Source organism: Roseburia sp. OF03-24, from assembly GCF_003463035.1.
GTDB classification, from domain to species: Bacteria; Bacillota; Clostridia; order Lachnospirales; family Lachnospiraceae; genus Roseburia; species Roseburia rectibacter.
In genome coordinates this window covers 17,769-40,992 of record NZ_QSCK01000018.1, presented here as the reverse complement: position 1 = coordinate 40,992, position 23,224 = coordinate 17,769, and the positions used below count along the sequence as shown (strand labels likewise).

Annotated in this window: 17 protein-coding genes; 5 read left to right on the top strand and 12 right to left on the bottom strand. The window is 42.8% G+C overall.

Translation table 11 applies throughout. The features are described 5' to 3' along the window. Nucleotides 1-29: 29 nt before the first annotated feature. The 3 genes from DXA60_RS10650 to DXA60_RS10640 all read right to left on the bottom strand — a co-directional run bounded on the left by DXA60_RS10650 (nt 30) and on the right by DXA60_RS10640 (nt 3,482). Nucleotides 30-1,517, bottom strand: a complete 1,488-nt coding sequence (locus DXA60_RS10650; RefSeq protein ID WP_117921179.1) for an ABC transporter substrate-binding protein — start codon at nt 1,515-1,517, stop codon at nt 30-32. 79 nt (nt 1,518-1,596) lie between these two features. Beyond that, complete coding sequence (locus tag DXA60_RS10645; RefSeq protein ID WP_117921178.1) at nt 1,597-2,514, bottom strand: carbohydrate ABC transporter permease; 918 nt, start codon at nt 2,512-2,514, stop codon at nt 1,597-1,599. An 11-nt stretch (nt 2,515-2,525) separates the two neighbouring features. Further along, nucleotides 2,526-3,482, bottom strand: a complete 957-nt coding sequence (locus DXA60_RS10640) for an ABC transporter permease (protein WP_117921177.1) — start codon at nt 3,480-3,482, stop codon at nt 2,526-2,528. Nucleotides 3,483-3,800: 318 nt separating this feature from the next. Between DXA60_RS10640 and DXA60_RS10635 the strand changes: the two genes are divergently transcribed. After that, nucleotides 3,801-4,835 carry a LacI family DNA-binding transcriptional regulator gene (locus DXA60_RS10635; RefSeq protein ID WP_117921176.1) on the top strand — a complete coding sequence of 345 codons (1,035 nt, stop codon included), beginning with the start codon at nt 3,801-3,803 and terminating at the stop codon, nt 4,833-4,835. Between the two features lie 226 nt (nt 4,836-5,061). Here DXA60_RS10635 and DXA60_RS10630 read toward each other — a convergent pair whose 3' ends face one another. From DXA60_RS10630 to DXA60_RS10595, 8 genes are all read right to left on the bottom strand, one after another. Next, nucleotides 5,062-7,737, bottom strand: coding sequence for an alpha-mannosidase (locus tag DXA60_RS10630; protein WP_117921175.1), 2,676 nt, complete (start codon nt 7,735-7,737; stop codon nt 5,062-5,064). 104 nt (nt 7,738-7,841) lie between these two features. Then, nucleotides 7,842-9,131 carry a glycoside hydrolase family 125 protein gene (locus DXA60_RS10625; protein WP_022112290.1) on the bottom strand — a complete coding sequence of 430 codons (1,290 nt, stop codon included), beginning with the start codon at nt 9,129-9,131 and terminating at the stop codon, nt 7,842-7,844. 46 nt (nt 9,132-9,177) lie between these two features. Then, nucleotides 9,178-10,263: a GntR family transcriptional regulator gene (locus DXA60_RS10620; protein WP_044998942.1), complete on the bottom strand. Its 1,086-nt coding sequence runs from the start codon at nt 10,261-10,263 to the stop codon at nt 9,178-9,180. A gap of 185 nt (nt 10,264-10,448) precedes the next feature. Beyond that, nucleotides 10,449-11,393 (bottom strand): ROK family protein, encoded by a 945-nt coding sequence (locus tag DXA60_RS10615; protein ID WP_117921174.1) that lies wholly within the window; start codon nt 11,391-11,393, stop codon nt 10,449-10,451. A 222-nt stretch (nt 11,394-11,615) separates the two neighbouring features. Beyond that, nucleotides 11,616-11,990: an MmcQ/YjbR family DNA-binding protein gene (locus DXA60_RS10610; RefSeq protein ID WP_006856791.1), complete on the bottom strand. Its 375-nt coding sequence runs from the start codon at nt 11,988-11,990 to the stop codon at nt 11,616-11,618. A 39-nt stretch (nt 11,991-12,029) separates the two neighbouring features. Beyond that, nucleotides 12,030-13,151, bottom strand: a complete 1,122-nt coding sequence (locus tag DXA60_RS10605; protein ID WP_117921173.1) for a lysozyme inhibitor LprI family protein — start codon at nt 13,149-13,151, stop codon at nt 12,030-12,032. 30 nt (nt 13,152-13,181) lie between these two features. Beyond that, the gene (locus DXA60_RS10600; protein ID WP_117921172.1) at nt 13,182-15,299 is read right to left on the bottom strand and encodes a methyl-accepting chemotaxis protein; all 2,118 of its coding nucleotides are present in this window, start codon (nt 15,297-15,299) and stop codon (nt 13,182-13,184) included. A 284-nt stretch (nt 15,300-15,583) separates the two neighbouring features. Then, nucleotides 15,584-17,638, bottom strand: a complete 2,055-nt coding sequence (locus tag DXA60_RS10595) for a glycosyl hydrolase 53 family protein (protein ID WP_117921212.1) — start codon at nt 17,636-17,638, stop codon at nt 15,584-15,586. A 339-nt stretch (nt 17,639-17,977) separates the two neighbouring features. Between DXA60_RS10595 and DXA60_RS10590 the strand changes: the two genes are divergently transcribed. The 4 genes from DXA60_RS10590 to DXA60_RS10575 all read left to right on the top strand — a co-directional run bounded on the left by DXA60_RS10590 (nt 17,978) and on the right by DXA60_RS10575 (nt 22,449). Further along, on the top strand, nt 17,978-19,909 hold the full coding sequence (locus tag DXA60_RS10590; protein ID WP_243006853.1) for an EAL domain-containing protein: 1,932 nt from the start codon (nt 17,978-17,980) through the stop codon (nt 19,907-19,909). A 177-nt stretch (nt 19,910-20,086) separates the two neighbouring features. Further along, nucleotides 20,087-20,923 (top strand): amino acid ABC transporter substrate-binding protein, encoded by an 837-nt coding sequence (locus DXA60_RS10585; RefSeq protein ID WP_117921171.1) that lies wholly within the window; start codon nt 20,087-20,089, stop codon nt 20,921-20,923. 80 nt (nt 20,924-21,003) lie between these two features. Next, nucleotides 21,004-21,696 carry an amino acid ABC transporter permease gene (locus DXA60_RS10580; RefSeq protein ID WP_015559376.1) on the top strand — a complete coding sequence of 231 codons (693 nt, stop codon included), beginning with the start codon at nt 21,004-21,006 and terminating at the stop codon, nt 21,694-21,696. 9 nt (nt 21,697-21,705) lie between these two features. After that, nucleotides 21,706-22,449, top strand: coding sequence for an amino acid ABC transporter ATP-binding protein (locus DXA60_RS10575; protein ID WP_117921170.1), 744 nt, complete (start codon nt 21,706-21,708; stop codon nt 22,447-22,449). Between the two features lie 135 nt (nt 22,450-22,584). On the opposite strand, the gene DXA60_RS19255 is transcribed toward DXA60_RS10575, so the two are convergent. Then, nucleotides 22,585-23,224, bottom strand: a 640-nt coding sequence (locus DXA60_RS19255; RefSeq protein ID WP_243006852.1) for a fibronectin type III domain-containing protein, incomplete at its 5' end; no start/stop codon positions are given.

Genomic DNA, 23,224 nt, shown 5'->3' with positions numbered 1-23,224 from the left:
TATTTCCTGCTGTATCTCTTTGCAAGATATTAGTTTGCTGCGTCGATCTGAGCCTGTACTTTCTCAACGATATCATCAAATCCTGCTGCACGCATCTCACTCATCATTTCCGGGACAGCCGTTTCCGGATCAACTGCACCTGTGTTGATCTCACTCTTATATCTGTTGTAGATCTCTGTACAGTTTGCAAGTTCATCTTCAAACTCTGTTGTGTCAATAGAAACTGCGATAACCGGTGAAGCCTCTGCTTTTTCGTTCAACTCTTTTACTTCATCCCACTGATTCGTCTCCTGGTCAGCTAACAGACTTACATTGAAGAATGTTCCCTGGCTATAACCTGCCATCAGCCACTGCTTATCTGTTTTTTCAACTTTCTTGTCATCTGTATAGTTGAAGTTGTCGCCCTCAAGTCCATAATATAATGCATCTCTTACATAAGTATCAGAATTTACAAGGTTTAAGAATTTTAATGCTTCCTCTGGATGTTTGCTGTTTGCAGAGATACAGTTAATTGATCCCTGTACAGATCCTCTGGATACTACTGTCTTTCTCCACTGAACGGCTGTCGCATTGACACCCATGTTCGGTCCCCATGTAGTCTGTGCTGCCTGGCTCCATCCCTGTGCAATGTTAAATGCCTGATAAGTTGGAAGTTCACCTAACGTTGCAGCATCCTGATTAATGTAGCCTTTCTGGAACCATTCATGATATAACTTCAGGTCATTCATTACATCTTCCTGCTCATAGGTAGCTACAACCTTTTTGGATGAATCATCATATGCAACGCCGAGTGCCGGAAGTCCAAGTGCAAGATTATCATAAACGGTAGTAACAAACTGGCATGGCGCATCAGATGCACGGTAAGTTACCGGCTGATTGGTTTCTTTATAGATCGTATCAAATGCATCAGTCAACTGATCGAGTTCCGTCAGATTGCTCACATCAAGTCCTAACTGGTCACACAGATCCTGATCCCATACAAAATACTGTGTTGTCGAACTGTCTTTATAAGTCGGGATACCATAAATCTTTCCATCTACGCTCACTGCCTCCCAGTAGTCCTCCGGGATCAGGCTCTTGACATCCGGACAGTCTTTTTCAATCAGATCTGTGATATCATAATAAGCGCCCAGTCTCACATCACTCTCATATACCACATCATTTGAGAAAATGATATCGTAGTCCTCTCCCGTATTGATAATGGTACTTCTTCTCTTTTCCCAGTCGCCCCAGGAGATAATCTCCACATCGATATTTACACCGATCTTGTCTGCAAGATACTCATTAATGTGTTCCTGCCATGCATCATAGTTATCCGGCTGGCCTCCGCCGATCTGAATCCATTTTAATGTCACGATATCGTCAGAACTTTTTTCGTCTTTCGCGGTGCCAGAATCGGATGCACCAGATGAACTCGACGTATTGGATGTACCTGAATTTCCACATCCTGCTGCTGTTCCCACCAACATGCATCCAACAAGACCTGTTGCCATCATTCTTAAAACTCTTTTCTTCATACTTTACCCTCCATGTTTGAAATAAAATTATTTGTTCTGTTTCTTTATCTTCAGATGCTATCGCATCCGTTTCACCTGATCATCCTTTAACAGCTCCTACCGTAAGACCGGAAATAAAATATCTCTGGAAAAACGGATATACACATGCGATCGGAATAACTACAAGCACCGCGATCGCCATACGGATGGACTCTGTCGGCATTGAATTTTTATACTGCTGCAATGACAGTCCCGCACTCGGGTTATTTGCAATGTACTGGATATTCTGGATCATATTGTTCAGTAATGCCTGTAATGACGTCAGTTTCTTCTCGCTGACGTATAAGGATGACTGGAACCAGTCATTCCAATATCCAAAACTTAAGAACAGTCCAATGGTTGCAAATACCGGTTTTGAAATTGGCACAATAATCTTCAAAAAGATCGTAAACTCGGAAGCCCCGTCGATCTTTGCTGATTCCACGATGGAATCCGGGATCGTCGATTTAAAAAACGTCTTGGCTATAATGATATTAAACGAGGACACAGCCAGCGGTAATATCAGGCACCAGACCGTATTCCTGAGGTTTAAAATATTGGCAACTACCACATAGTTTGCAACCATACCACCGTTAAAGATCATCGGTATAAATACGACCCAGGTAAAAAATCCTTTCAGTTTATACTCATTTCTCGATAAGACATATCCCATCATCGTAGTCAGTGCAAGTCCGATCAGTGTTCCTAATACCGTGACAAGAACCGATATCAGAAGGGCATTTCCAATGCTTGCACGCTCATTCCACAGATAGGAATATGCGCTCAGTGAAAATGCTTTCGGAAAAAAGGAATATCCATGTGTCACAAGTTCACTCTCTTTTGTAATGGAAATAATGAATACCAGGATCACCGGAGTGATACATGCAAGTCCAAGGATCAGGAATATCAGGTTAAAAATAATATTGGTTGCCGGTTTGATCCGGTTTAATTTGCTAACTTCTTCTTTTTGTTTTGTCATATCAACACCTCTTAAATGATCGCGCTGTCGCTGTCAATCTTTGAGACAATATAGTTTGCAAGTAAAATCGTAATGCAGCATGCGATCGACTGGAAGAATCCGGCTGCTGCTGTCTTTCCAATCGCAACATTTGTCTGCAGTGCATTGTAAATATAAGTATCAAATGTGGAAGCAACTTTATAAAGCGAGTTCGGGATGCCCTGTGTCACCTGATAGAACAAACCAAAATCGGAGTAGAAGATTTTTCCAACATTTAAAATAAACATCATGATCACGATCGGCTTAATAGACGGGATCGTAATATATCTTGCCTGCTGGAATTTTGTCGCTCCATCAATCACAGCCGCCTCGTACAGACTTCCATCAATTCCTGTAATACTTGCCAGATAAACGACCATGCTGTATCCGACTGTTTTCCAGAGATTCATGACAACTAAGATCAATGGCCAGTATTTTGGATTGGAATACCACTGGATGCTCTGCCCTCCAAAATGTGTAATGATCTGGTTTAAAATTCCTTTGTCTGGAGATAAAAATGCAAATACAAAATAACTTGCAACTACCCATGACATGAAATGTGGGAAAAACATAAGTGTCTGGTAAACTTTTGATTTAAACTTGCTGTAGATCTGGCTGATTATGATCGCAAGTGTAACCGGGATTACCAGTCCTAAAATAATAAATACGATATTATATAGAATGGTGTTCCGAAGCAGCATCGTAAATGCATTGGACTGTATAAAGAATTTGAAGTTATCAAACCCGCACCATTCACTGTGAAACAGGCTGTAAATAAATCCGTGTCCCGCTGACAGTTTGTAATTCTTAAATGCTATAATGATTCCAAACATTGGCAGGTAACTGAAGATGAGAAACCACACCGCTGTCGGCAGCGCAAGGATCGTCAGTTCTGTATCATCTTTCGTCCACCTTTTTTTCTTTATATTGGTCTTTTTCTTGCCAGCCATTTTATCATCTCCCTCGTTGTTATTGTGTTATCATTTGTTGCATTTATAAGTTATCATTTTTCACATGTATTGTCAATATAATATCCTACTTTCTTGTTGCTTTTTCCGTTGTGCATAACATTTTATAGCTTTTTTTAGTTATTATTTACAATATAATTGACTTTTTTGTTATCTTTTGTTAACATATTATTGTAATTATTTAAATGTTAATAATGTAAATTAAAGTTTACATTATTAGTTAACATTTTTAATATCTTTTGTTCATGCACGATATTTGTGATATGATAAGAACGATACAAGAAAAGAAAGGAGTTTCTTATGTCGAAAGTAACGATGCAGGATATTGCAGACGCCCTTGGGACCTCCCGTGTTACCGTCTGGAAAACATTTAACCACCGTCCGGGTGTTTCTGATGAAATGAAGGAAAAAATCATAGCAAAAGCACACGAACTTGGATACGACAAACTTCCCTCTGAACCACATTTCACAGAGGTTCCAAAGGCAAAAACTGTTTCTTTGGTTGTTTCGCGCCCGGATTCCTCTATTTTTTGGACAAACATCATTCACCGTATGGCACAGGAACTTTCTTTATCCAACATCAATCTCATGTACACTTATGTTCCAACCTCATGCACTTCTGAATACGAACTGCCAGATGTGCTGAAAGATGATACCGTACAGGGAATCATTGTTTTAAACGTATATGATAAGCATCTTTTAACATTAATCAATGAACTTGAAATACCAAAAGTATTTTTAGATACCGTACCGGAGATCGAACTGAAAACGCTGACCGGAGATCTTTTATTAATTGAAGGGAAATACACAGAACAACAGATCGTAGATCATTTATTTGAAAAAGGCTGCAAACGTATCTCTTTCATCGGGGATATCAATTATGCGCAAACGAACACCGACCGGTATCTGGGCTTTTTGGAAAGTCTCAAAAAACATAACTTTCCGCTGATAGAAGATCTTTGTTTTACCGATTCGATCGGAATCGGGCATTATGGAGACTGTATTTTCAACTTTTTAGACAGTCTCGATCCAGATGTCGATGCGATTGTGTGTGTCAGTGATTATGTGGCACATTATGTGGAAATGTATTTAGAGGAAAACCCACATCATTTCCATAACGATATCCTGCTGACCGGCTTTGACTGCAGCAAAGAGTATACGAATGTGATCAACAGAGTTACCACCGTAAATGTAAAGAATAACCTTCTTGGGAAACGCCTTGCGATGCAGATCGAATTTCGCATGAATTACCCGGATGCCCCGCCGGAGACTTCCTATATCCGGTATGAGATCATCTATTCGGATATGTTGCTTCCATCTGGGCGCATGAATTGACAATAGATATCCGCCAGAAAAAACGTGGAGGTCGTAAAAGTGTAAAAATCGCCTTTGGTGATTCTTCATTGTGGCTATACTAAAAGCATAGCCACTTTTAATATTAGGAGATATATAAAGCAGAAACGACGGAAAATATAAGCCATCTGGATTAAATTCCAAATGGCTATTTTTTTACCCAGTTTCAGGGTAATGGATGTAGAAAAAAGGTAGCAGTCGAAGCCAACTATCCTCTCCATCCGATCGTACGTATCTCATGTTTTCCTAACACGATTTCATTCTCTTCTTTCTGTAACCGGTCTTTTTCTAACAGATCATAGGTAAAAATCTCAGGCTGTGAGACAGTCACCGTCGTCTCTTCATCTGAAAGGTTGCAGAAACGCAGAATGACATCCCCGGTAAGCATACTGTGTTTCAGTGCGGTCGGAACTGCCTGTAAATGTTTCTTTTCTACAAACCGGTATGTTTGTGGCAGGGTTCCCGTCTGTCTTTCCATTCCCGCGGTCTGCCAGTCTGTCTGGAACTGGTATGCCTCCTCGTAGGAATGATAAAGTTCCTCTCCCATGCCATGTGGGATGATCTCATATTCCGTGGTCTTTTCGCCCAGGCACTGTGCTTCCGGTGTTAAAAATACACCCCAGTCTCCCAGTTCACGTACACCACGGTGAAGTGTTACCGCAATCGTATTTTTTCCGTCACGCAAAATCTCATACTCTGCAAGACCTTTATTGGCGATAGTAAGTCCATATGCATCCTCATGCACATTGACAAAACACTGCTGATGCTGGGCATTGCACGGATTTTCCCATGTGTCTGCCGGTACGTTCGGGCGCTTTGCCACCTCAAACACAGAATCTGCGTAATGGAAATCTGTCTTTAATCCCGTCTCAAAAAGGACGCGCAGACGATGATCTTTGATCTGGTTATTGAAAGTGGTCTTTACTTTCAGTCCTTTTCCGTTCTTCTCTAAGGTATACTCTGCCACGATCTCAAATGGAACCAAATGACTGCCACGGGATGCCTTGCGATATTTAAACTCTACAAGATCCTCAATCTCTCCTGCCAGCGTTTTATCGGCTGCATCCGGGAGCATCATCGTATGTTTTACACGGATCACGGCCTGGCATGCATTATCTTCTGCCACCGTAATCTCTGCTTTCGTCCCTTTTGTAGTCACCGGTATGTCATTTACCGGGGCAAAGAAAATATATTCGTTTCCGATATCCCCGCAGTCCTCAAAGATACCAAGATCCTTGTATACATGACCTGTCTTTTTATCGGTCAGTTCCACAGAACCGTCCGGTTCAAAGTGTGCCTTTAAAAACTCATTTTCCATTGTATTCTCTGTAGTGATCAGTGAATTAGCCGTATTGATATCTTCTGCCTCTGCCAGCACATAAGTGTCCCATCCAAATGCCGGCACACCGGCTGCCTCCATGGTAATCTTTACGCGCTTTGCAATATATGGCTGGCGGAATTTATCTTTTGGCAGATCATAGTTAAAATGATTTGCAATTTCAGTGACAACCGCCGGGATCTCTCTCCCGTCTTTGTCAAGTACGCGGTATTCCGGGAGTTTCTTTTCATGCATGCGTGCTATCACTTCGGCTAACGGTGCCTCACTGAAATACATGCGATCGGTTTCTAACTCCATCTCCACAACACCTGTGCGGTCCCAGCCGGTCGTATTGACCACGACAAATGGAATGTTTCCTTCCTTCACTGCACTGGTATTGATCTTTCCTTTCAGATAGTCCATACACATGGAAATAATGTGCAGTGCCACCTGTTCTGTCTTTTCAAAACGGGTTATCATCTCACGATGTACATCATCCACGCTGCATCCGCAGATACTGTCGTGCGGATGATTCTGCATCAGAAGTTTCCATCCATAAGTAAACAGATCCTGCGGATATTCCATCCCCTCTTTTGCCGCAATCGCAGCGAGCGGTTCTGCCACTTTCTCAAACAGCATCTCACAGCGGACATTCCACTGTTTGATATAAATGCGGGAGGATGCTGTGTTCGCTAACGTATACCATCCATCCGTCTTCTGGCTGCGCAGTTCGCCCGTGATCATGTTCAGATCGTCCGGCAGTTCCTTTTTTATCTGCTCCACATAACCGGCGAAATCAGAATGTACGAAATCCACATCCGGGTACAGCGCATTTGCCGTGCGGATGGCAGCTGACAGATCCGTCTGTACCGGCTGATGATCACAGCCATTCATGAATAAAAGCTGGTCCGTACTGGCATAACGCACAGCATCTGCAAGTTTTTTATCCCAGTACACTTTTGACTTTTCTTCTTCCACCGGCACTTCTGCGCCGTTGTTGTACCAGTTTGCAAATAAAATGCCAAGCACCGCAGAACCGTCTGCTGACTGCCAGTTCATCTCAGAATAGGCAGACTCATAGGCGTCGGCCGTCTGATTATTAAATCCGGTCGGTTTTACACCTCTTCCGAATACTGCCGTGTCAATGCCCGCCTTCTTTAAAAGCTGCGGTGCCTGCCCCACATTTCCAAAGGAATCCGGAAAGTATCCTGTTTTTGTCCACTTTCCGCCAAATTCCTGTGCAAGTTTATAACCCATCTGTAAGTTTCTGACATTCGACTCACTGCTTGTCAGAAATTCATCCTGCAATACATACCATGGACCAATTGCAATCCTGCCATCCCCGATCAATTTCTGCAGACGTGCACGGTTTTCGGGGCGTACCTGAAGATAATCTTCCAGCATGATGGTCTGTCCATCCAGATGAAAATATTTATATTCTTGATCTTTCTCCATAGTATCGATCAGTGTATCCATCATTTCAATATAAAGCATATGATGTTTTTCATATGGAAGATACCATTCTCTGTCCCAGTGTGTATGAGAAATAATATGCGCCTTTTTCATAGTGCTCTCCATTCCTGCCCATTTAGGACATTATAAAAATCTCTGCTTCTGCCTGTTTCCATTGATATCCCATATTTATGCACAGGCACAGATATCTTTTTAAATCAAAGGGTTACTTTCTGTCCGCAATAGTCCAGTACCAGTTCACAGAATACGGAATTTGCCCATGAAAACCACGGACGTGTAAATTCTTCCGGGTGATCCACATGAAATGACTCATGTACCAGATTGGTCTCCGCATCACAGTCTGCGATCATCTCAAGCATTTTTAATTTTTCCTCCTTGGAATCAGAGGTAAGTCCCTGCATTGCCAGTGCCATTGGCCAGATGAAACGCGTGTATGTGTGTGGGCTTCCGATTCCCTCCGCGCACTCTCCGCTGAAATAATATGGGTTCTGGTCACTTAAGATCACTTTTCTGGTGTTCTGGTATCTCTCATTTTTATTGTCGCAATAGCCATAGTATGGCATCGCAAGAAGGCTTGGCAGATTTGCATCATCCATTACAAGATACTGGCCGAAACCATCTACCTCATATGCGTAGTATTCCGTTTTCTGTGCCGGAAGGATAGCAAGTGTCTCGATCGCACTTCTCACTTCCTTTGAAAAAGCATCTGCCTCTTCTGCCAGTTTCTCATCATGGTAGATTTCACGGGCAATCTCTGCTATATTTCCAAGGATGACGGAAGCTAACATATTTGACGGGATCAGATATCCATATACACAGGCATCATCACTCGGACGGAACCCCGACCAGATCAGTCCGACGTTGCTTTTTACCAGAGCACCTTTTCCGTCCCTTGAGAGAGTATCGGTAAAACTGCAGTTTTCTCTTTCAAATGTATATGGGGAAGCATTTTCATGATCCTGTTCCGTTCGGAATACGCGGATCACGGCTTTTGCGGCTTCTAACCATTCTCCGGTAAACTGCTCCGTACATCCTGTATTCTTCCAGAGCAGATAGGAAAGCTGTACCGGATAGCATAAGGAATCGATCTCATATTTCCGTTCCCACAGCTCCGGTTTCATATCCGTCTTGTCATGATCCCAGCACTGTCCGTCGCCATTTTCATTAAATGCATTGGCATATGGATCTAAAAGAATGCACTGCATTTGTTTTTTGATCAGCCCGCATACCAGTTCCACAAGTTCCGGTTCTTCCTTTGCAAACAATAAAAACGGGCGGAGCTGACATGCCGAATCACGCAGCCACATAGCAGGAATATCCCCCGTGATCACAAATACTGTATCATTTTCTTTTATTTTAATCGTTGTCTGAAGCGTATTCGAAATGCACTTTTCAAACATGACCGCGATCTTGCTGTCTGCACCAAATTTTTCTTTTACAAGAGCAACCGTACGCTCGATCGCTGCATAATTCTCTTTTATTTTCATCTTAATCTCCCTTCTTGTACTGTCTTTTTCACACGAATCTCCTGCTTTATAGAATCCCCGATATCTGATAGGGAATTATAATATCCTCGTTCTGTTTCTTTCCGGTTGTAATTTCCTCCAAAAGTGTGACTGCCTGCTGTCCCATCGCAAATTCATTCTGCCGCACATGGATAAAATCATCCTGCTCATAGATCTCATCAATGCCATCAAATACAGCAATCTTTTTTGAAATCCCATGCTCTTTTAAATATTTCGAAAAAAGCACCCCGATCCGGTATTCAGCGGCAATATATGCCGTACATTCCCTGTTTTTTTCCAGGATCTCTGCAATCTGCGCATAATCAAATTCCCGGCATTCTTTTTCAATATCCTCTGGAATGTGGTTATATTTTTCAAGTTTTGCAAATGTCCCATTGGCGTCTTCATATTTGAGCATACAATGGGCAAATCCTTCGTAGCGCTCATGGATCGTTGTCGTCGTAACGGACGCATGCGTCAGAAAACAGATTTTTTTATGCCCCATTGCGATAAGTATTTTGGTAACTTCGTTCGCCGCTTCATAATTATCTGTTCTGACACACGGGATTGAAATGCCCTGCATCCTCCGGTCCATAAGCACCAGCGGATACCCGTTCAGTGCCAGTTCTAACACCTTACTGTTATAATTATCCCCCTGTGCACAAAGAAGCAGAATACCTTTTACTCCCGCACGGATTGCTGCGTCGATCGCCTGTTTTTCCTTTTCGATACTTCCATAAGTACACTTAAACAAAAGATCTGACTGTCTCCTGTCACATTCGCTCTCAATCCCCTGCAAAAGCCGTGTGCCAAAATCGCTTCCAAACCCATCGAATATTACACCGATCCGCTGATTGGCAGTCCCCCGGCTCTCCTTTTTCATCTCCACAGCAGCAGCCGGACTGCACACAAAAGAACCTCTTCCCGGCTCTCTGCTGATCTTTTTTTCCTTTGCCAGCATATCCATCGCCTTTTTCGCTGTAATACGGCTTACCCCATAAAGCTCTGCTGACTCTTTCTCCGATGGCAGCCGGTCTCCCGGCTGGTAATCTCCATTCTGTATTTTTGCAAGCAGATCCGCATAGATCCGCTCATACATAATTGTTTTTCCCATTGCCGCCTCCGTTAATCTTTCTGTGACACTTCGCACCGCAATTTTAGTTACTGTTCACTCGTACCCCGTTCCAGTAACGGATTTTGCCGATGCTTCGCATTCCAAATCGGCAAAATCTGCTGCCACCACTGTATCATACAGCATTTTCAGTTCAGAAAATGCCTGCCTGTGAACAATAACCAATTTTACACTACCAGATTTGCTGCTCCAATGATCCCGGCATCATTTCCAAGTGCAGAGGTCACGATGTCGGCAATATATCCATGACTGCCACCGAAACACATATCTTTCACCAGATCCTTAAGCGGTGCGGTCAGATTTTCTTTCTGCGCAGCAACTCCTCCGCCAAGGATCACCTTTTCCGGCCGGAACGTATTTATCACATTTGCAATTCCGCATGCGAGGTAACCCTCATATTCTTTTATAACTTCCATGCCAGCTTCATCTCCGGCTTTTGCGGCGTCAAACGGAATCTTACCATTCATCTGTTCCAGGTCATTTTTACACATCTCATTCATGACAGATTCCGGGTGCTCTGCTGCCTTTTCCCGTGCGATCCGAAGAAGTGCAGACGCAGAGGCATATGCTTCCAGGCAGCCTTTTCTTCCACAGGTACAGCGAACGCCATCATGGCGTATAGACAAATGTCCTAACTCACAGCCTCCCGGCATCCCACCGCGAAAAATCTTTTTATCCAGGATCACTCCACTGCCCACACCCGTTCCAAGTGTCAGAAGAACTGCATTTTCTGCACCTTCTGCCGCACCGGCATATACTTCTCCCAGTGCCGCAGCGTCCGCATCATTGGCAATTTCAATTCCCACATCCAGATGTTTTTTCAGTTCTTCTACGATTGGTACATTTTCCCAGCCAAAATTATTAGAATACAGGATTACTCCCCGCTTTGCGTCGATCGTTCCCGGACTTCCAATTCCGATCCCATCACACTGTTCCAATGTCATGCCTGCATTTTCAAGCATCTGTTGTACGGCATCTGCCATGCGTTCCACCAGCATCTGATACGGCACCGTCAGATCGGTTGGAATTGTGATTCTCCCAATAATCTCATTTTCCTCATTTACCAGCCCCATTTTGATGGACATACCGCCCATATCGATCCCCAGTTTCATTTTTTCCTCCTTTTTATATGTCATTTATATATCATTTGCATATTATTTATATTTATTAATATATCATATCCAAATCGAATATATCATTTTGTTGTGTATTTGTAAAGACAAGACTTGCACGCAACGGAAAATTACTGCTCACCATGTTCCCAACGAAAAAAAAACATCTGCTTTCTCCGTTTGATGCGGAAAAAGCAGATGTTTTTCTGTCAGAAGCAGGTACTATTTCCCTGCCTCTTCCAATATCTGTTTCTGTACTTTTTTGCTGAAACCGTGCAGCACGGTATCATACGCAAAATCTATCATATTATAAAGTTCCTTCTCCGGGAAATCATCCAGATAGATCGTGTTCCAGTAAGGTTTCTGAACCTTCGAACAATGATATCCTTCCATGATCTTATCCGGGTAGACCATCCGGTAAAACTGTGCGGCATCCGCTGTGCATTTTAATGTAATTTTATAGTTTCCCTCATCCGGATATAACTGCGCAAATATTTTATCATTCAGTTTGTAGCAGACCGGCACTTTCCCAAACGGGTATGCTTCACATGCCTTATGCTTACTGAGACAATATGCTTTGATATCTTCTGCCGTCATGATTTTCGCCTCTTACTTCTGTTTTTCTCTTATCTTTCATTACTTGAGATATTCGATCAATTCCTCACAGCGTGTCATGGTAAGTTCTGCTGACTTATCATAATAAGCTGCTGTTCCAGCACTTCCATCCCCATACTCATCCGAAGCAGCCTTTGCTTTTGCTTCTTTATCTGCGATCCAGGTCCGCTGTTCTTCAAGTATTTTCTGATACGCGTTCTCATCCGTATCATTCTTTATGAGATTCCAGATATAATTCAGACACTCATCCATGACCTCATATCTTTTTTGGGAATCATCGTTTATCTCACTCTGTGACTCCGCTTTATCGATCTCATCCGTCCAGTATTCATAACTTGACGTATAACTCTCAAAAGTTGTCTGTGCATCCTCTAATGGGGACAGTTTCTTATAAGAATAGATTCCCTCTTCCTGTCCCTCATTTACAAGTGCCACCATCGTAAGCTCTGTATCACTTTTGTTTGCCATGGAAAGCCAGGAATATGCATCTTCCGAAATTTCGCTGACCGGTGTTCCCTCCATATAGACCAGAAAAGTATCTGTACCAGTCAGTCCATATGCATCTGAATAAACATACTTTGTTCCATCTTTGATCTCTTCCCTGCCAAATTCATTTTCCTGATAGGAAATATCAGCAAGTGTCATCCGGTAACAATGGTCATTCACCGGTGTCAGATCTTTAAAATGTCCATCGAACACGCTTATATACACGGTTCCGTTTTCATAGCCGTCCCCGGTAACTCCCATATCGGAATCATGATATTCACCACTGAAATGACCGTCGGAATCAATGGTAAAATCCGTAGCCCATCCACCCGCGCCACTGCAAAACTCGAACTGATATTCTGCAAGATCCGCAAATGTAAGCCCCTCGGTGTTTTCTGTTCCTGTGCCGTTTTGGGCACTCTCCTCTGTGTCTGTATTACTGTCTGCATTATTCTCTGTGGATACATCTTCCGTATCTGCATTTTCCTCTGTAGCTGATGTTTTCCGGGTACTGTTTTCCGCAGCGTCAGACTGCTGTAATGCACTGTTTTCATTCGATGCCGCTGCACCTAAACTGTTTATATTTCCATTTCCACATGCTGCCACACCGATCAGGAATGCTGCAGTTATAATAGATAATGCCGCTTTTCTCTTCAACTGAATTGCCCCTTTATCTACTTTTCTTTTCTAATTCCCATTGTAATTCCTGCTTACATATTCTTTAATTGGCTCGCTGTCCTCCGGCATTCTGCATCCAACGATGAATTCCCCCTCATTGTTGGAGCTTCGGATCACGCAGCCGGTCAGCGGCTTATTTCCGATCACTGCAAAATCTTTCACATCCAGCTGGACATTTCTGCCTTTCTGGCTTGCAAAAACGTTGTCCCGCACAGAAAATGCAAAACCGTTTGCACTGATATTTACCATTTTTCCGGAATATGTTTTATCTGTTCCCTCTAAGCGGATGGTACATGCATTAGAGATCGGCATACGAGGATATTTTCTTCGGTTATATACCTTCGGATTGGATTCAATATGCAGTTTATACTGACCTTTTTCACCCTGTCTGACCGGATGGATCTCTATGTCATCCCAGTAATACAAGACATTGTCAACTACAATATGCAGTTTACATAACTCATGTTTATTCTTCTTGTCAACAAAGTCTTTCACTCCACTTTCTGCGGTTACAAAGAGATCTTTGCCACTGCAGTCCGCAACTTCGCCTGCATACTCTTTTTTACTGCTGTCATCATTTAATGCAATCGTGATCTTCATGCCAGGTTTTACATCCTGTACCCCCATGAATCCGCCGATGCCCAGCTCCTCCATAAGTTTGCCGACAACACTCTCAATATCCAGTGCACTCTTGGCACTTGCCTCGTATTTGCTCAGCATCGTCCTGGTTGTCAGTTCCGCACCATTGATGCTCTGCGTCATGACTTCCATGACTTCGCCGACCTGATGCATATTATCCGTCAGTGTCTGGTTGGATGTCTCCACTTCTTTAACTGCGCTGTCTACGACCTTGATGTTTTCGCCAAGGCTTGTCGCATCGTTTGTAATATTTGTCACACTCTGGTTGACATTCGATACTTTTTCAATATTGACCTGGATCAGTTCCACGGTCTCTGAGATGGACTTCATCATCTTCTCGGAAATTGCTTCGAGTCTTGACAATGCTTCCATAATACTGTTGGAGGAAGCCTGTGTTCCACTGCTCAGCTCGCGGATCTCATTGGCAACTACCGCAAATCCCTTGCCGGCTTCTCCGGCTCTCGCTGCCTCGATGGATGCATTTAAAGCAAGTAAATTTGTCTTTGAAGTGATACCTTCAATCGTACTGGTCTCTTCTTTTACATTCTTAAACTCAGCCTTAAAGTCCTCAAGCACCTGCTCTACTTCTTTGGAAAGTGTCGCCATCTTATTGGTGATCTCCACCACCTCAACCAGCTCTTCCGCGCTGATATTGGCATGATCCACCGATGCCCCGATGAGCTGTACCACCTGCTCCATGAGACCGGCAACATTTTTTACCTGCGTATCGATCACATTGGTCATCTCAACAGAGGAAAGTGTTTTATCATTGAGCACTCCATTGTTATCCGCAAGATTTTTCATATCATTCATGACATCATTAGCGCCGGTGCGGTTCTCATCTGCAAGTTCCCTCACAACCGTTACACCGTCCACGATCTCATTGCTCGCCTCTTTGACCTGCTCCACAGTCTGTACGACGCGCGCCAGATTAGATTTGATAGAAGCCGTCAATGCACCATCCGATTGTACCAGATGGGCGATTGCCATATTGGTACATCCATAACAGCAGATCACAATTGCAAACTGCAGGACACATTCCTCGCTTGCAACGAAATCCATCATTCCTTTTGCCAGACCTTTATACAGGTTACTTGAAATCAGTACAAACAATGTGATAACCATCATCGTACGGATAAACTTCGGATCTTTATAAAGGATCAGAATACATACCAGCGGTAAAATAAATACATAGGAAACTTTATCCAATGACGTCCAGGCGATTACCGCATAAAATATCAGGTAGCCAAGTCCTACCACCCATTTATACCGCAGACTGTCAGCATGCTTAAATCTCAGTAAGATCCTGCCGCCAAGATACGACAGCCAGCCTGCAACAAAAAATCCTGTAAAATACGCTTCCTTTAACTGTCCCCTGCCGACTTTTATTCCGTAAAACACGGACGCTATCAGCAAAAGTACAAACCACGTGATACTCGCCCTCTTGTTTGCTTTCGCAATAAAAAAACTCTCATCATAATCCTGCATAACTTTTTATCCTCTCTGTAAAAAATTTACGATACGCTTTTGTTCCAGTGTATCACAAATAAATGGGAATATCTAGAAATTATGCCAGAAATCTGTCCGAACCTGATTTTAACGTGTTACTGTTCACTCGTACCTCGTTCCAGTAACGGATTTTGCCGATGCTTCGCATTCCAAATCGGCAAAATCTGCTGCCACCACTGTATCATATTAAGCGCTCCTAAATAAAAAGCACGCCTGCCACAGAATATTCATCCTGAAACAAACATGCTTTTTATTCATAATCATCAGTCCGAAATCCGGTTCAGTGTGAAATCATCCACTGTTCCCCAGCTGCCCACGTTACACTGAAACCGTACCCCGATCTTAACCGTTCCATCCGTAACCTTAATCTCCCTAATCGTCGGATTCTGCCAGTCATTGTAGGTGGTCAGCATAAACGGAGCCGTCTGCCCGCCATCTGCAGTCACTGCATACAGTTCCATGGACGCATCCGATGACATATCTCCGCCCTGTGAAAATACAGACAACTGATACGTTCCATTCTCCAGACCGGTCACTTCCTGCTCAATGGAAAATTCCATATCCGAATCCCCGGACCAGAAGTGAAATGCGGTCTCACCGGAATGTGCATCATCCGCTTTTACCTGATAATCAGTCGGATCGGCTTCCCCTTCATAAGAGACTTTCCACATTGAACGGTTTTTATCTTCAAAACCTGGATTGACCGCATAATTTATCATTTCCACTTCCACATGTGCGGTAACAGTGGTTCCATCTTCCAATGCCCCTTCGATCTCATAACTGCCGGCTTTCGTGGTATCGATTGCCTTCATCTGTGTCTCATTCCAGCTTACAGATTGTTTTTTATTCTGTGAACGGTCATTGTATACAACATCAATACTCTCCGGCAGAACCAGATCTTCGCCTACATTGCAGGAGACGTAAACATCCGGGATATAGTCAACTGCAAGCGGCGCTGTTGCGCCATATTTTAAATACTTAAATACATTCAAAGAAGCCAGTGGGTGTCCGGTAAAATCAAACATTGCCTGATTGTCCCAGGAACAGCCTCCATAGTATAACCCTGCATCATCCGGGTCATACTCAGCCGAATAACTGCTTGCCCAGCCGCTTCCGTATTTCTCCCACAGAGCGGAATTATCCGCATCGGCTGATCCGACAGGGATCCATGTGCCTTCCCAGTAAAAGACACCTTCCACTCCGGCCTCATTTGCGGCTGCACAGATATCACGGATCACTGTTGCCTGACTCTGTACCGTTGCACCGTAACCGTCTGTCAGGTCATCGGTTCCTTTCAGGCTGTTGCTAAAACCGTCTCCATCCTCAGATGTATAACAGTAAGAAGTCTCTGCAATATATACTTCTTTTCCGTACTTATCCTCGATCAGTTTTGCTGCGTTCTGCATATTTTCATTGGTTCCGTCCCAGAACGGATAGAAGGAAAGACCAAACATATCATAGTCCACACCGGCATCTTTTAAATTTGCTGCCATCGTATCGATCTGGTCATTATCCTCAATGTTCGTATAATGTACGGCAACTTTAATGTCTTTTCCATAAGACTCTGCCACTTCTCTCACTGCCTTACTTCCGGAATTTAAAAGCTGCATCACGGCATCCACATCTGTTTCCCCGGACATACCGTTATTGATCTCATTTCCGATCTGCACCATCCCGACATCCACACCGGCATCTAACAGCTTTCCAAGGCTCTCTGTCGTATAATCATAGAGTGCATCACTCTTTTCATCGACTGTCATACCTTTCCATGCCTTCGGTGCATGCTGTCTTTTCGGATCTGCCCAGAAATCTGAATAGTGAAAATCAATGCAGACCTTCATTCCGTATCTGGCTGCACGCACACCAAGTTTCATGGCAGTCGTCAGATCATTGTTTCCGCCGCCATAGCCATTGCCGTTCTCGTCATACGGATCATTCCATACACGCAGGCGGATATAATTGACTCCGGACTGTGCAAGTGTCTCAAACACATCCTGCTCTTTTCCATCGTAGCCATAATACACAGCCCCGCTGTTTTCCACAGAAAGAACTGCGGATGCATCCATTCCCCGGATAAAGTCATCCGAAATATCCGCAACCGGTTGCACAAAAATATCAGACTCCTCCGGTCCGTCCGGCAGCGTGAATGTTGTAACTTCTCCCACCGGCTCAACCACATCTTCCGATGTATTGTTCTCCTGTACTTCTGTCTTTGTCCCTGTCGTTCCGGCAGAATCCCCACATCCTGCCAGAAGAACAGTTCCAAGACTTACGCTGACACATGCCGCCAGTAGTTTTCTGTAAACCTGTTTTTTCATAATGTTCACCTTTTCTGTGTGTGAAAAAATTTTTTCACACTCCCCTCCATAAATTTGCTCTTTTTTCCACGATTTCTCTATATTCTTAAGGTACCTGCGGCTGACTGCTTCAGCAACATTCTTTCTCTCCAATATAGCGCAATCGGTTGCGCTTTTCTATTTTATAACTTTGCTGTCTTAACGTCAACCTGAGCATGCATTTTTGTGACATTTTTATGACATTCATACTGTCATTTTGGTCAACATTAACATGTGCGCTCCCGTGACATTTTTCCCATATTATGGTATAATTTTTGTTCGGCTAAATTACTTTTAATCTGATTACAGGGGAATGAAATTATGAATCTGCAACCAAAAATATTATCCAACGCTTTTTTGATCAACGGGTACACTCCCGCTGTAGATATGATTCTCGTGATCTTATGTATATTACTTTTACTGCTTCTCCGGGAGACATTTATCCGCCGCAGCAGACTTTTTCTGCTTTTTCGCACCTGCATCGCGCTTTTGCTGATTGCAGCCTTCAGCAATTCCTGCTTTTACTATACTGTACTGTATTTCGACAGTGATACCACTTTATGTATTCTGCGTGCAATATATCATTCAAGCCTGCTGCTCATTTTTTGTCTGTATGCGGCTTATTTAAAGATTTTGATTGGTATTCCGGGAAAAACAGGACATATCATGAATATTTTCCTATATTCCTTATATATCATTTTTGCCATTGTGGATGCACTGTCACCTGTATTGGGTTACAGTTTCTACCGCGACAGCTCAGGTGCATGGCATGATAACCTTTATTTAAAACCGTTTACGATTGCTTACGGGATTTATATGGCGTTTATTTTTTTCCTGTTACTTTACTATCATAAACGCATTCCAACAAGTTTATTCCATATGCTCGTGATCGTACAGTTCATCTGTGTTTTTCTCGTCTGTGCAGAAAACCATTTTGGCAGCAATACCTTCCTTGCCATCACCTTTCTCCTGCCGATCATGGTAATCCTTTATATGGTACATGGAAGTTCTTACAGTATCAAGACAGGGGCCCTGAATGCTGATTCCCTAAACGAATATTTAAACCAGCAGGCGTCAATTCAAATTTCTACTTATTATATGTGTCTCCGTTTCGACACTGATTCCGAATATGTGATGCCGGATGAGCTTGGCAAACTTTTTTTCAACTTCTGGAACGGCTACTTTAAAAACGGACTCCTCTTCCACCCATCTACAGATTTTTTTGTTCTTGCAATTGATGTCAGTGACATCCGGAATGCAGATAAAATCGCACAGGATATGATCCAGAATGACTTTAAACGCCATTTTGAAACTTATAAACTGCCTTATAAGATCGTTATGTTCAATCATCTGGATTTCTGTGAAAACTTAGAGCAGTTTTACGAACTTTTTAACTTCTTTGCAGAACCGATGGAACTAAATAATTTCCGCTCCTGCGACACCGCCGATTATAAAAGTTTTCATGATATGAAATATCTCTCGGCGCAGTTAAAAGATATTGCAGAAAACGGTTCCCTTGATGACGAAAGAGTTCTTGTATACTGCCAGCCGGTCCGCAACGTAAATGCCGGCAATTATGACACCGCAGAAGCACTGATGCGTCTGAAACTAAAGGACACCGGCATGGTATATCCAAACCGGTTTATTCCGCTCGCTGAAAAGAATGGCTATATCCACAAATTAAGCATGATCATTTTAAATAAGACCTGCCGTGCGATCCGGGAATTTCAGGATGAAGGTTACCACCTTTCCCGTGTTTCCGTAAATCTCTCTATTTCAGAGCTCTCCAATAAGAATTTTATGAAAGAGTTCTGCGAAATCGTAGAGAGAAACGGTGTTGATTTTCATACGATCGCAGTAGAACTCACCGAGAGCCGCAACGACACAGAATACGAACTTGTGCTTGACCGTGTCATGCAGTTTAAATCGCTCGGTGTATGTACTTACCTTGATGACTTCGGAACCGGATATTCTAATTTTGACCGGATTCTTAGCTTAAAACTTGATGTTGTAAAATTTGACCGCAGCCTTCTTCTGATGGCAAATAAGGATGAAAATTCCCAGTTTATCCTGAACTACTTTTCCACTGCTTTTGAAAAACTCGGATATAAAGTACTCTATGAGGGCGTGGAAACAGACGAACAGGAAGAAATTTGTGTAAACAGTCATGCAGACTATCTGCAGGGATTCAAATTTTCAAAACCGATCCCGATTGAAGAACTGAAAAACTTTCTTTCTCCGATACAGGAATAACTTCATTTCTCCTGTATAGCATGGTTGTTACCGTATTTTTTTACAAACAAAAATGTTTTCTTTGCAAATCACTTGACATCATTATCTGATAAAAGTATAATCTGTTCTAAATCATATCAGAATAGTATGAATTAAGAAGAAGATGGAGATTATGAAAAAAAGAAAGGGACAAGTTTTATGAAGAAAAAAGTGATTTCAATTTTACTGACAGCCGTTTTAGCCACAGGAATGGCAGCATGCGGTTCTGACAACAGCGCAGCAGATACTTCCGCAGATAATACAACTGGCAATGCAGAAAGTACAACAGAAGCATCTGATGATTCTGCCACAAAACCTGTACTGACCGTCGGCATGGAAGGAACTTATGCTCCATATACATACCATGATGAAAACGGTACTTTAACCGGTTTTGAAGTTGATATGGCAAATGCGATCGGTGAAAAAATGGGATATGATGTTGAATTTGTTGAAACAGAGTGGGATTCCATCACTGCTGCACTTGATGCCGGTAATTTTGATGCAGTTATGAATCAGGTAACCATTACCGACGAGCGTAAAGAAAAATATGACTTTTCTACACCGTATATTTATACAAGACCGGTTCTCATTGTTGCTGCTGACAACACCGATATCACTTCTTTTGAAGATGTGAACGGCAAAAAAGCCGCAGAAGGACTTACCTCAAACTTCAATGAAATTGCCAAAAGCTATGGTGCTGAAATCGTCGGGCAGGATAAATTCGCACTTGCCATGGAATGTGTTTTAAGTGGCGAAGCTGATTGTGCTATCAATGATGAGCTGACCTATGCTTACTGGAAACAGCAGAAGGGCGGCGACGAATCCACAAAGATTGTTGCTGAATCAGATGACGTAAATGCAAGTGCCGTAATGTTGAAAAAAGGCAATGATGAATTAGTTGAGAAAATTAACACCGCCATTGACGCATTAATCGCAGATGGAACAGTCAAAGAAATTTCTGAGAAATACTTTGGCTTAGACGTATCTCAGCCTTAATATATAGAATTTAAACATGGCAATAGAATGTACTATATCGTTCTATTGTCATGAATTACTATCGTTACAGGAGAAAACTCATGGGATCATATGCATACCTGACAGCGGGTATTATTACAGCAAGACAAGCGGAACTGATGAAAAATGCATTCTGGCCAATGCTAAGACAGGGCCTGCTTTACACGATTCCACTGACACTGGTATCCTTTGCGATCGGTGTCATCATTGCCGTGCTGTGTGCACTTTTTATTATCAACAAAATACCGGTATTAAAACAGATCGCCGGAATCTATATCTGGGTATTCCGCGGAACACCACTGCTTGTACAGTTATTTATCATGTACTGGGGTATCTGCAATCCCCTTGGCATCAACAAGTGGGTTGCCTGTATCTCGGCACTCTCCTTAAATGTAGGTGCCTACTCCGCAGAGACGATCCGTGCGGCAATCCTTTCCATCAATAAAGGTCAGTGGGAGGCAGGCTATTCTCTCGGAATGAGTTATCAGCAGACATTCCGCCGTATCATCATTCCGCAGGCTGCTACCGTATCCATACCACCGCTTTTTAACACCTTTATCGGTCTTGTCAAGGATACTTCCCTTGCATCTACGATCATGATCGGTGAGATGTTCCGTAAAGCACAGGAAGCCGCAGCAAGCTCACTCGAATACCTTTGGATCTATATCGAAGTTGCACTCATTTACCTTCTTTTCTGTACGCTGTTGACCGGACTGCAGAAATGGATTGAGAAAAAACTGCGTGTCGGAAAGTAGAGGTATCATATGTATTCTTTAGATAACATTTATAAATCATTTGACAATAATCAGGTCTTAAAAGGCGTCTCCTTAGAGATTCCGAAAAATAAAACCACCGTCCTGATCGGGCCATCCGGTTCCGGTAAGACAACACTGTTACGCTGTATCAATCTGCTTGAGATCCCGGACAGCGGAACCGTGAATGTAAACGGTTCCTCTATGACCTTTCATGAAGGACAGAAAGTAAAATACAGCAGTAACGAGATTCGCAATATCCGTATGAAGACCGGTATGGTATTTCAGAATTTTCAGCTTTTTCCTCACAAAACTGTGCTGGAAAATATTATGGAAGGTCCTATCACTGTCTTAAAAAAAGCCCGCGCAGAATGTGAAAAAGAAGCACTTTCCCTTTTAGAGAAAGTCGGACTCTCCGATAAGCGCGATGCTTATCCGGGGCAGCTCTCCGGCGGTCAGCAGCAGCGTATTGCCATTGCAAGGGCACTCGCGATGAAACCGGAACTTCTGCTTTTTGATGAACCTACCAGTGCGTTAGACCCGGAACTTGAAGTGGAGGTTTTAAATATCATCCGCAGATTAGTCGACGAAAAGCAGACCATCGTGATCATCACACACAAGATGTCTTTCGCCAGAGAAGTCGCAGATAAAGTCGTCTTTTTTGATGAGGGAAAAATCTTAAAAGAAGGAACTTACGCTGAGCTTGAACAGAGTAATATTCCAAGAATTACACAGTTCTTAAATATGTTGAACTAAACAATAGACCGCCTCACAGGAAACCTGTTGTCATGAATAAGTAAAAAATCCGTGCAGGATCAGTTTTGATCCGCACGGATTTTTTACTGTCAGCCTTATCTACGCTCCAGATAATCATTATTATGATAAATCTTTTTATTTTCCACAGCGCACTGCATTTGAAGCAGTTCCTTTCACCGATGTTTTTCCGGCATTTTTTACGGCTCTTACTTTATAGTAATATGTTTTTCCTTTCTTCGCTTTGCCGTCTGTGTAAGAAACAATAGTGCCCTTTTTCAGCGTCTTTATCTTTTGATATTTTCCTTTTTTGGATGTTGCACGGTAGATCTCGTATCCATCTGCACCTTTTACCTTCTTCCAGGTTAATTTTACCTTGGACTTCACACGTTTTGCCTTAACCGCAGTCACCTTCTGCGGACTGGTCGCAGCCTTAATCACATTGGAGTACTTTCCGGTTACCGTCTTTTTACCGCTTTTCCTGTATGCACGCACTTTATACTGATAAACCGTTGCTGTTTTGAGCTTTTTATCCGTATAGGTATTAGTTTTTACCGTTGCAACCTTCTGATATTTTTTCGTTGATTTGTTATAACGGTATACCTGATAACCATCTGCTTTCTTTACTTTTTTCCATGTTAAGCGGATGGAAGTCTTCGTTGCCCCGGACTGTTTGAAGCCGGAAACCTGTGCAACTGTCGTTTTATCTGTATTACCCGGTTTCTCTGTATCTCCCGGTTTTTCTGTATCTCCCGGTTTCTCCGTATCTCCCGGTTTT

Coding starts and splice junctions, on each gene's coding strand:
- DXA60_RS10650 (WP_117921179.1), bottom strand. CDS start 1,517: ATGAAGAAAAGAGTTTTAAGAATGATGGCAACAGGTCTTGTTGGATGC.
- DXA60_RS10645 (WP_117921178.1), bottom strand. CDS start 2,514: ATGACAAAACAAAAAGAAGAAGTTAGCAAATTAAACCGGATCAAACCG.
- DXA60_RS10640 (WP_117921177.1), bottom strand. CDS start 3,482: ATGGCTGGCAAGAAAAAGACCAATATAAAGAAAAAAAGGTGGACGAAA.
- DXA60_RS10635 (WP_117921176.1), top strand. CDS start 3,801: ATGTCGAAAGTAACGATGCAGGATATTGCAGACGCCCTTGGGACCTCC.
- DXA60_RS10630 (WP_117921175.1), bottom strand. CDS start 7,737: ATGAAAAAGGCGCATATTATTTCTCATACACACTGGGACAGAGAATGG.
- DXA60_RS10625 (WP_022112290.1), bottom strand. CDS start 9,131: ATGAAAATAAAAGAGAATTATGCAGCGATCGAGCGTACGGTTGCTCTT.
- DXA60_RS10620 (WP_044998942.1), bottom strand. CDS start 10,263: ATGGGAAAAACAATTATGTATGAGCGGATCTATGCGGATCTGCTTGCA.
- DXA60_RS10615 (WP_117921174.1), bottom strand. CDS start 11,393: ATGAAACTGGGGATCGATATGGGCGGTATGTCCATCAAAATGGGGCTG.
- DXA60_RS10610 (WP_006856791.1), bottom strand. CDS start 11,990: ATGACGGCAGAAGATATCAAAGCATATTGTCTCAGTAAGCATAAGGCA.
- DXA60_RS10600 (WP_117921172.1), bottom strand. CDS start 15,299: ATGCAGGATTATGATGAGAGTTTTTTTATTGCGAAAGCAAACAAGAGG.
- DXA60_RS10595 (WP_117921212.1), bottom strand. CDS start 17,638: ATGAAAAAACAGGTTTACAGAAAACTACTGGCGGCATGTGTCAGCGTA.
- DXA60_RS10590 (WP_243006853.1), top strand. CDS start 17,978: ATGAATCTGCAACCAAAAATATTATCCAACGCTTTTTTGATCAACGGG.
- DXA60_RS10585 (WP_117921171.1), top strand. CDS start 20,087: ATGAAGAAAAAAGTGATTTCAATTTTACTGACAGCCGTTTTAGCCACA.
- DXA60_RS10580 (WP_015559376.1), top strand. CDS start 21,004: ATGGGATCATATGCATACCTGACAGCGGGTATTATTACAGCAAGACAA.
- DXA60_RS10575 (WP_117921170.1), top strand. CDS start 21,706: ATGTATTCTTTAGATAACATTTATAAATCATTTGACAATAATCAGGTC.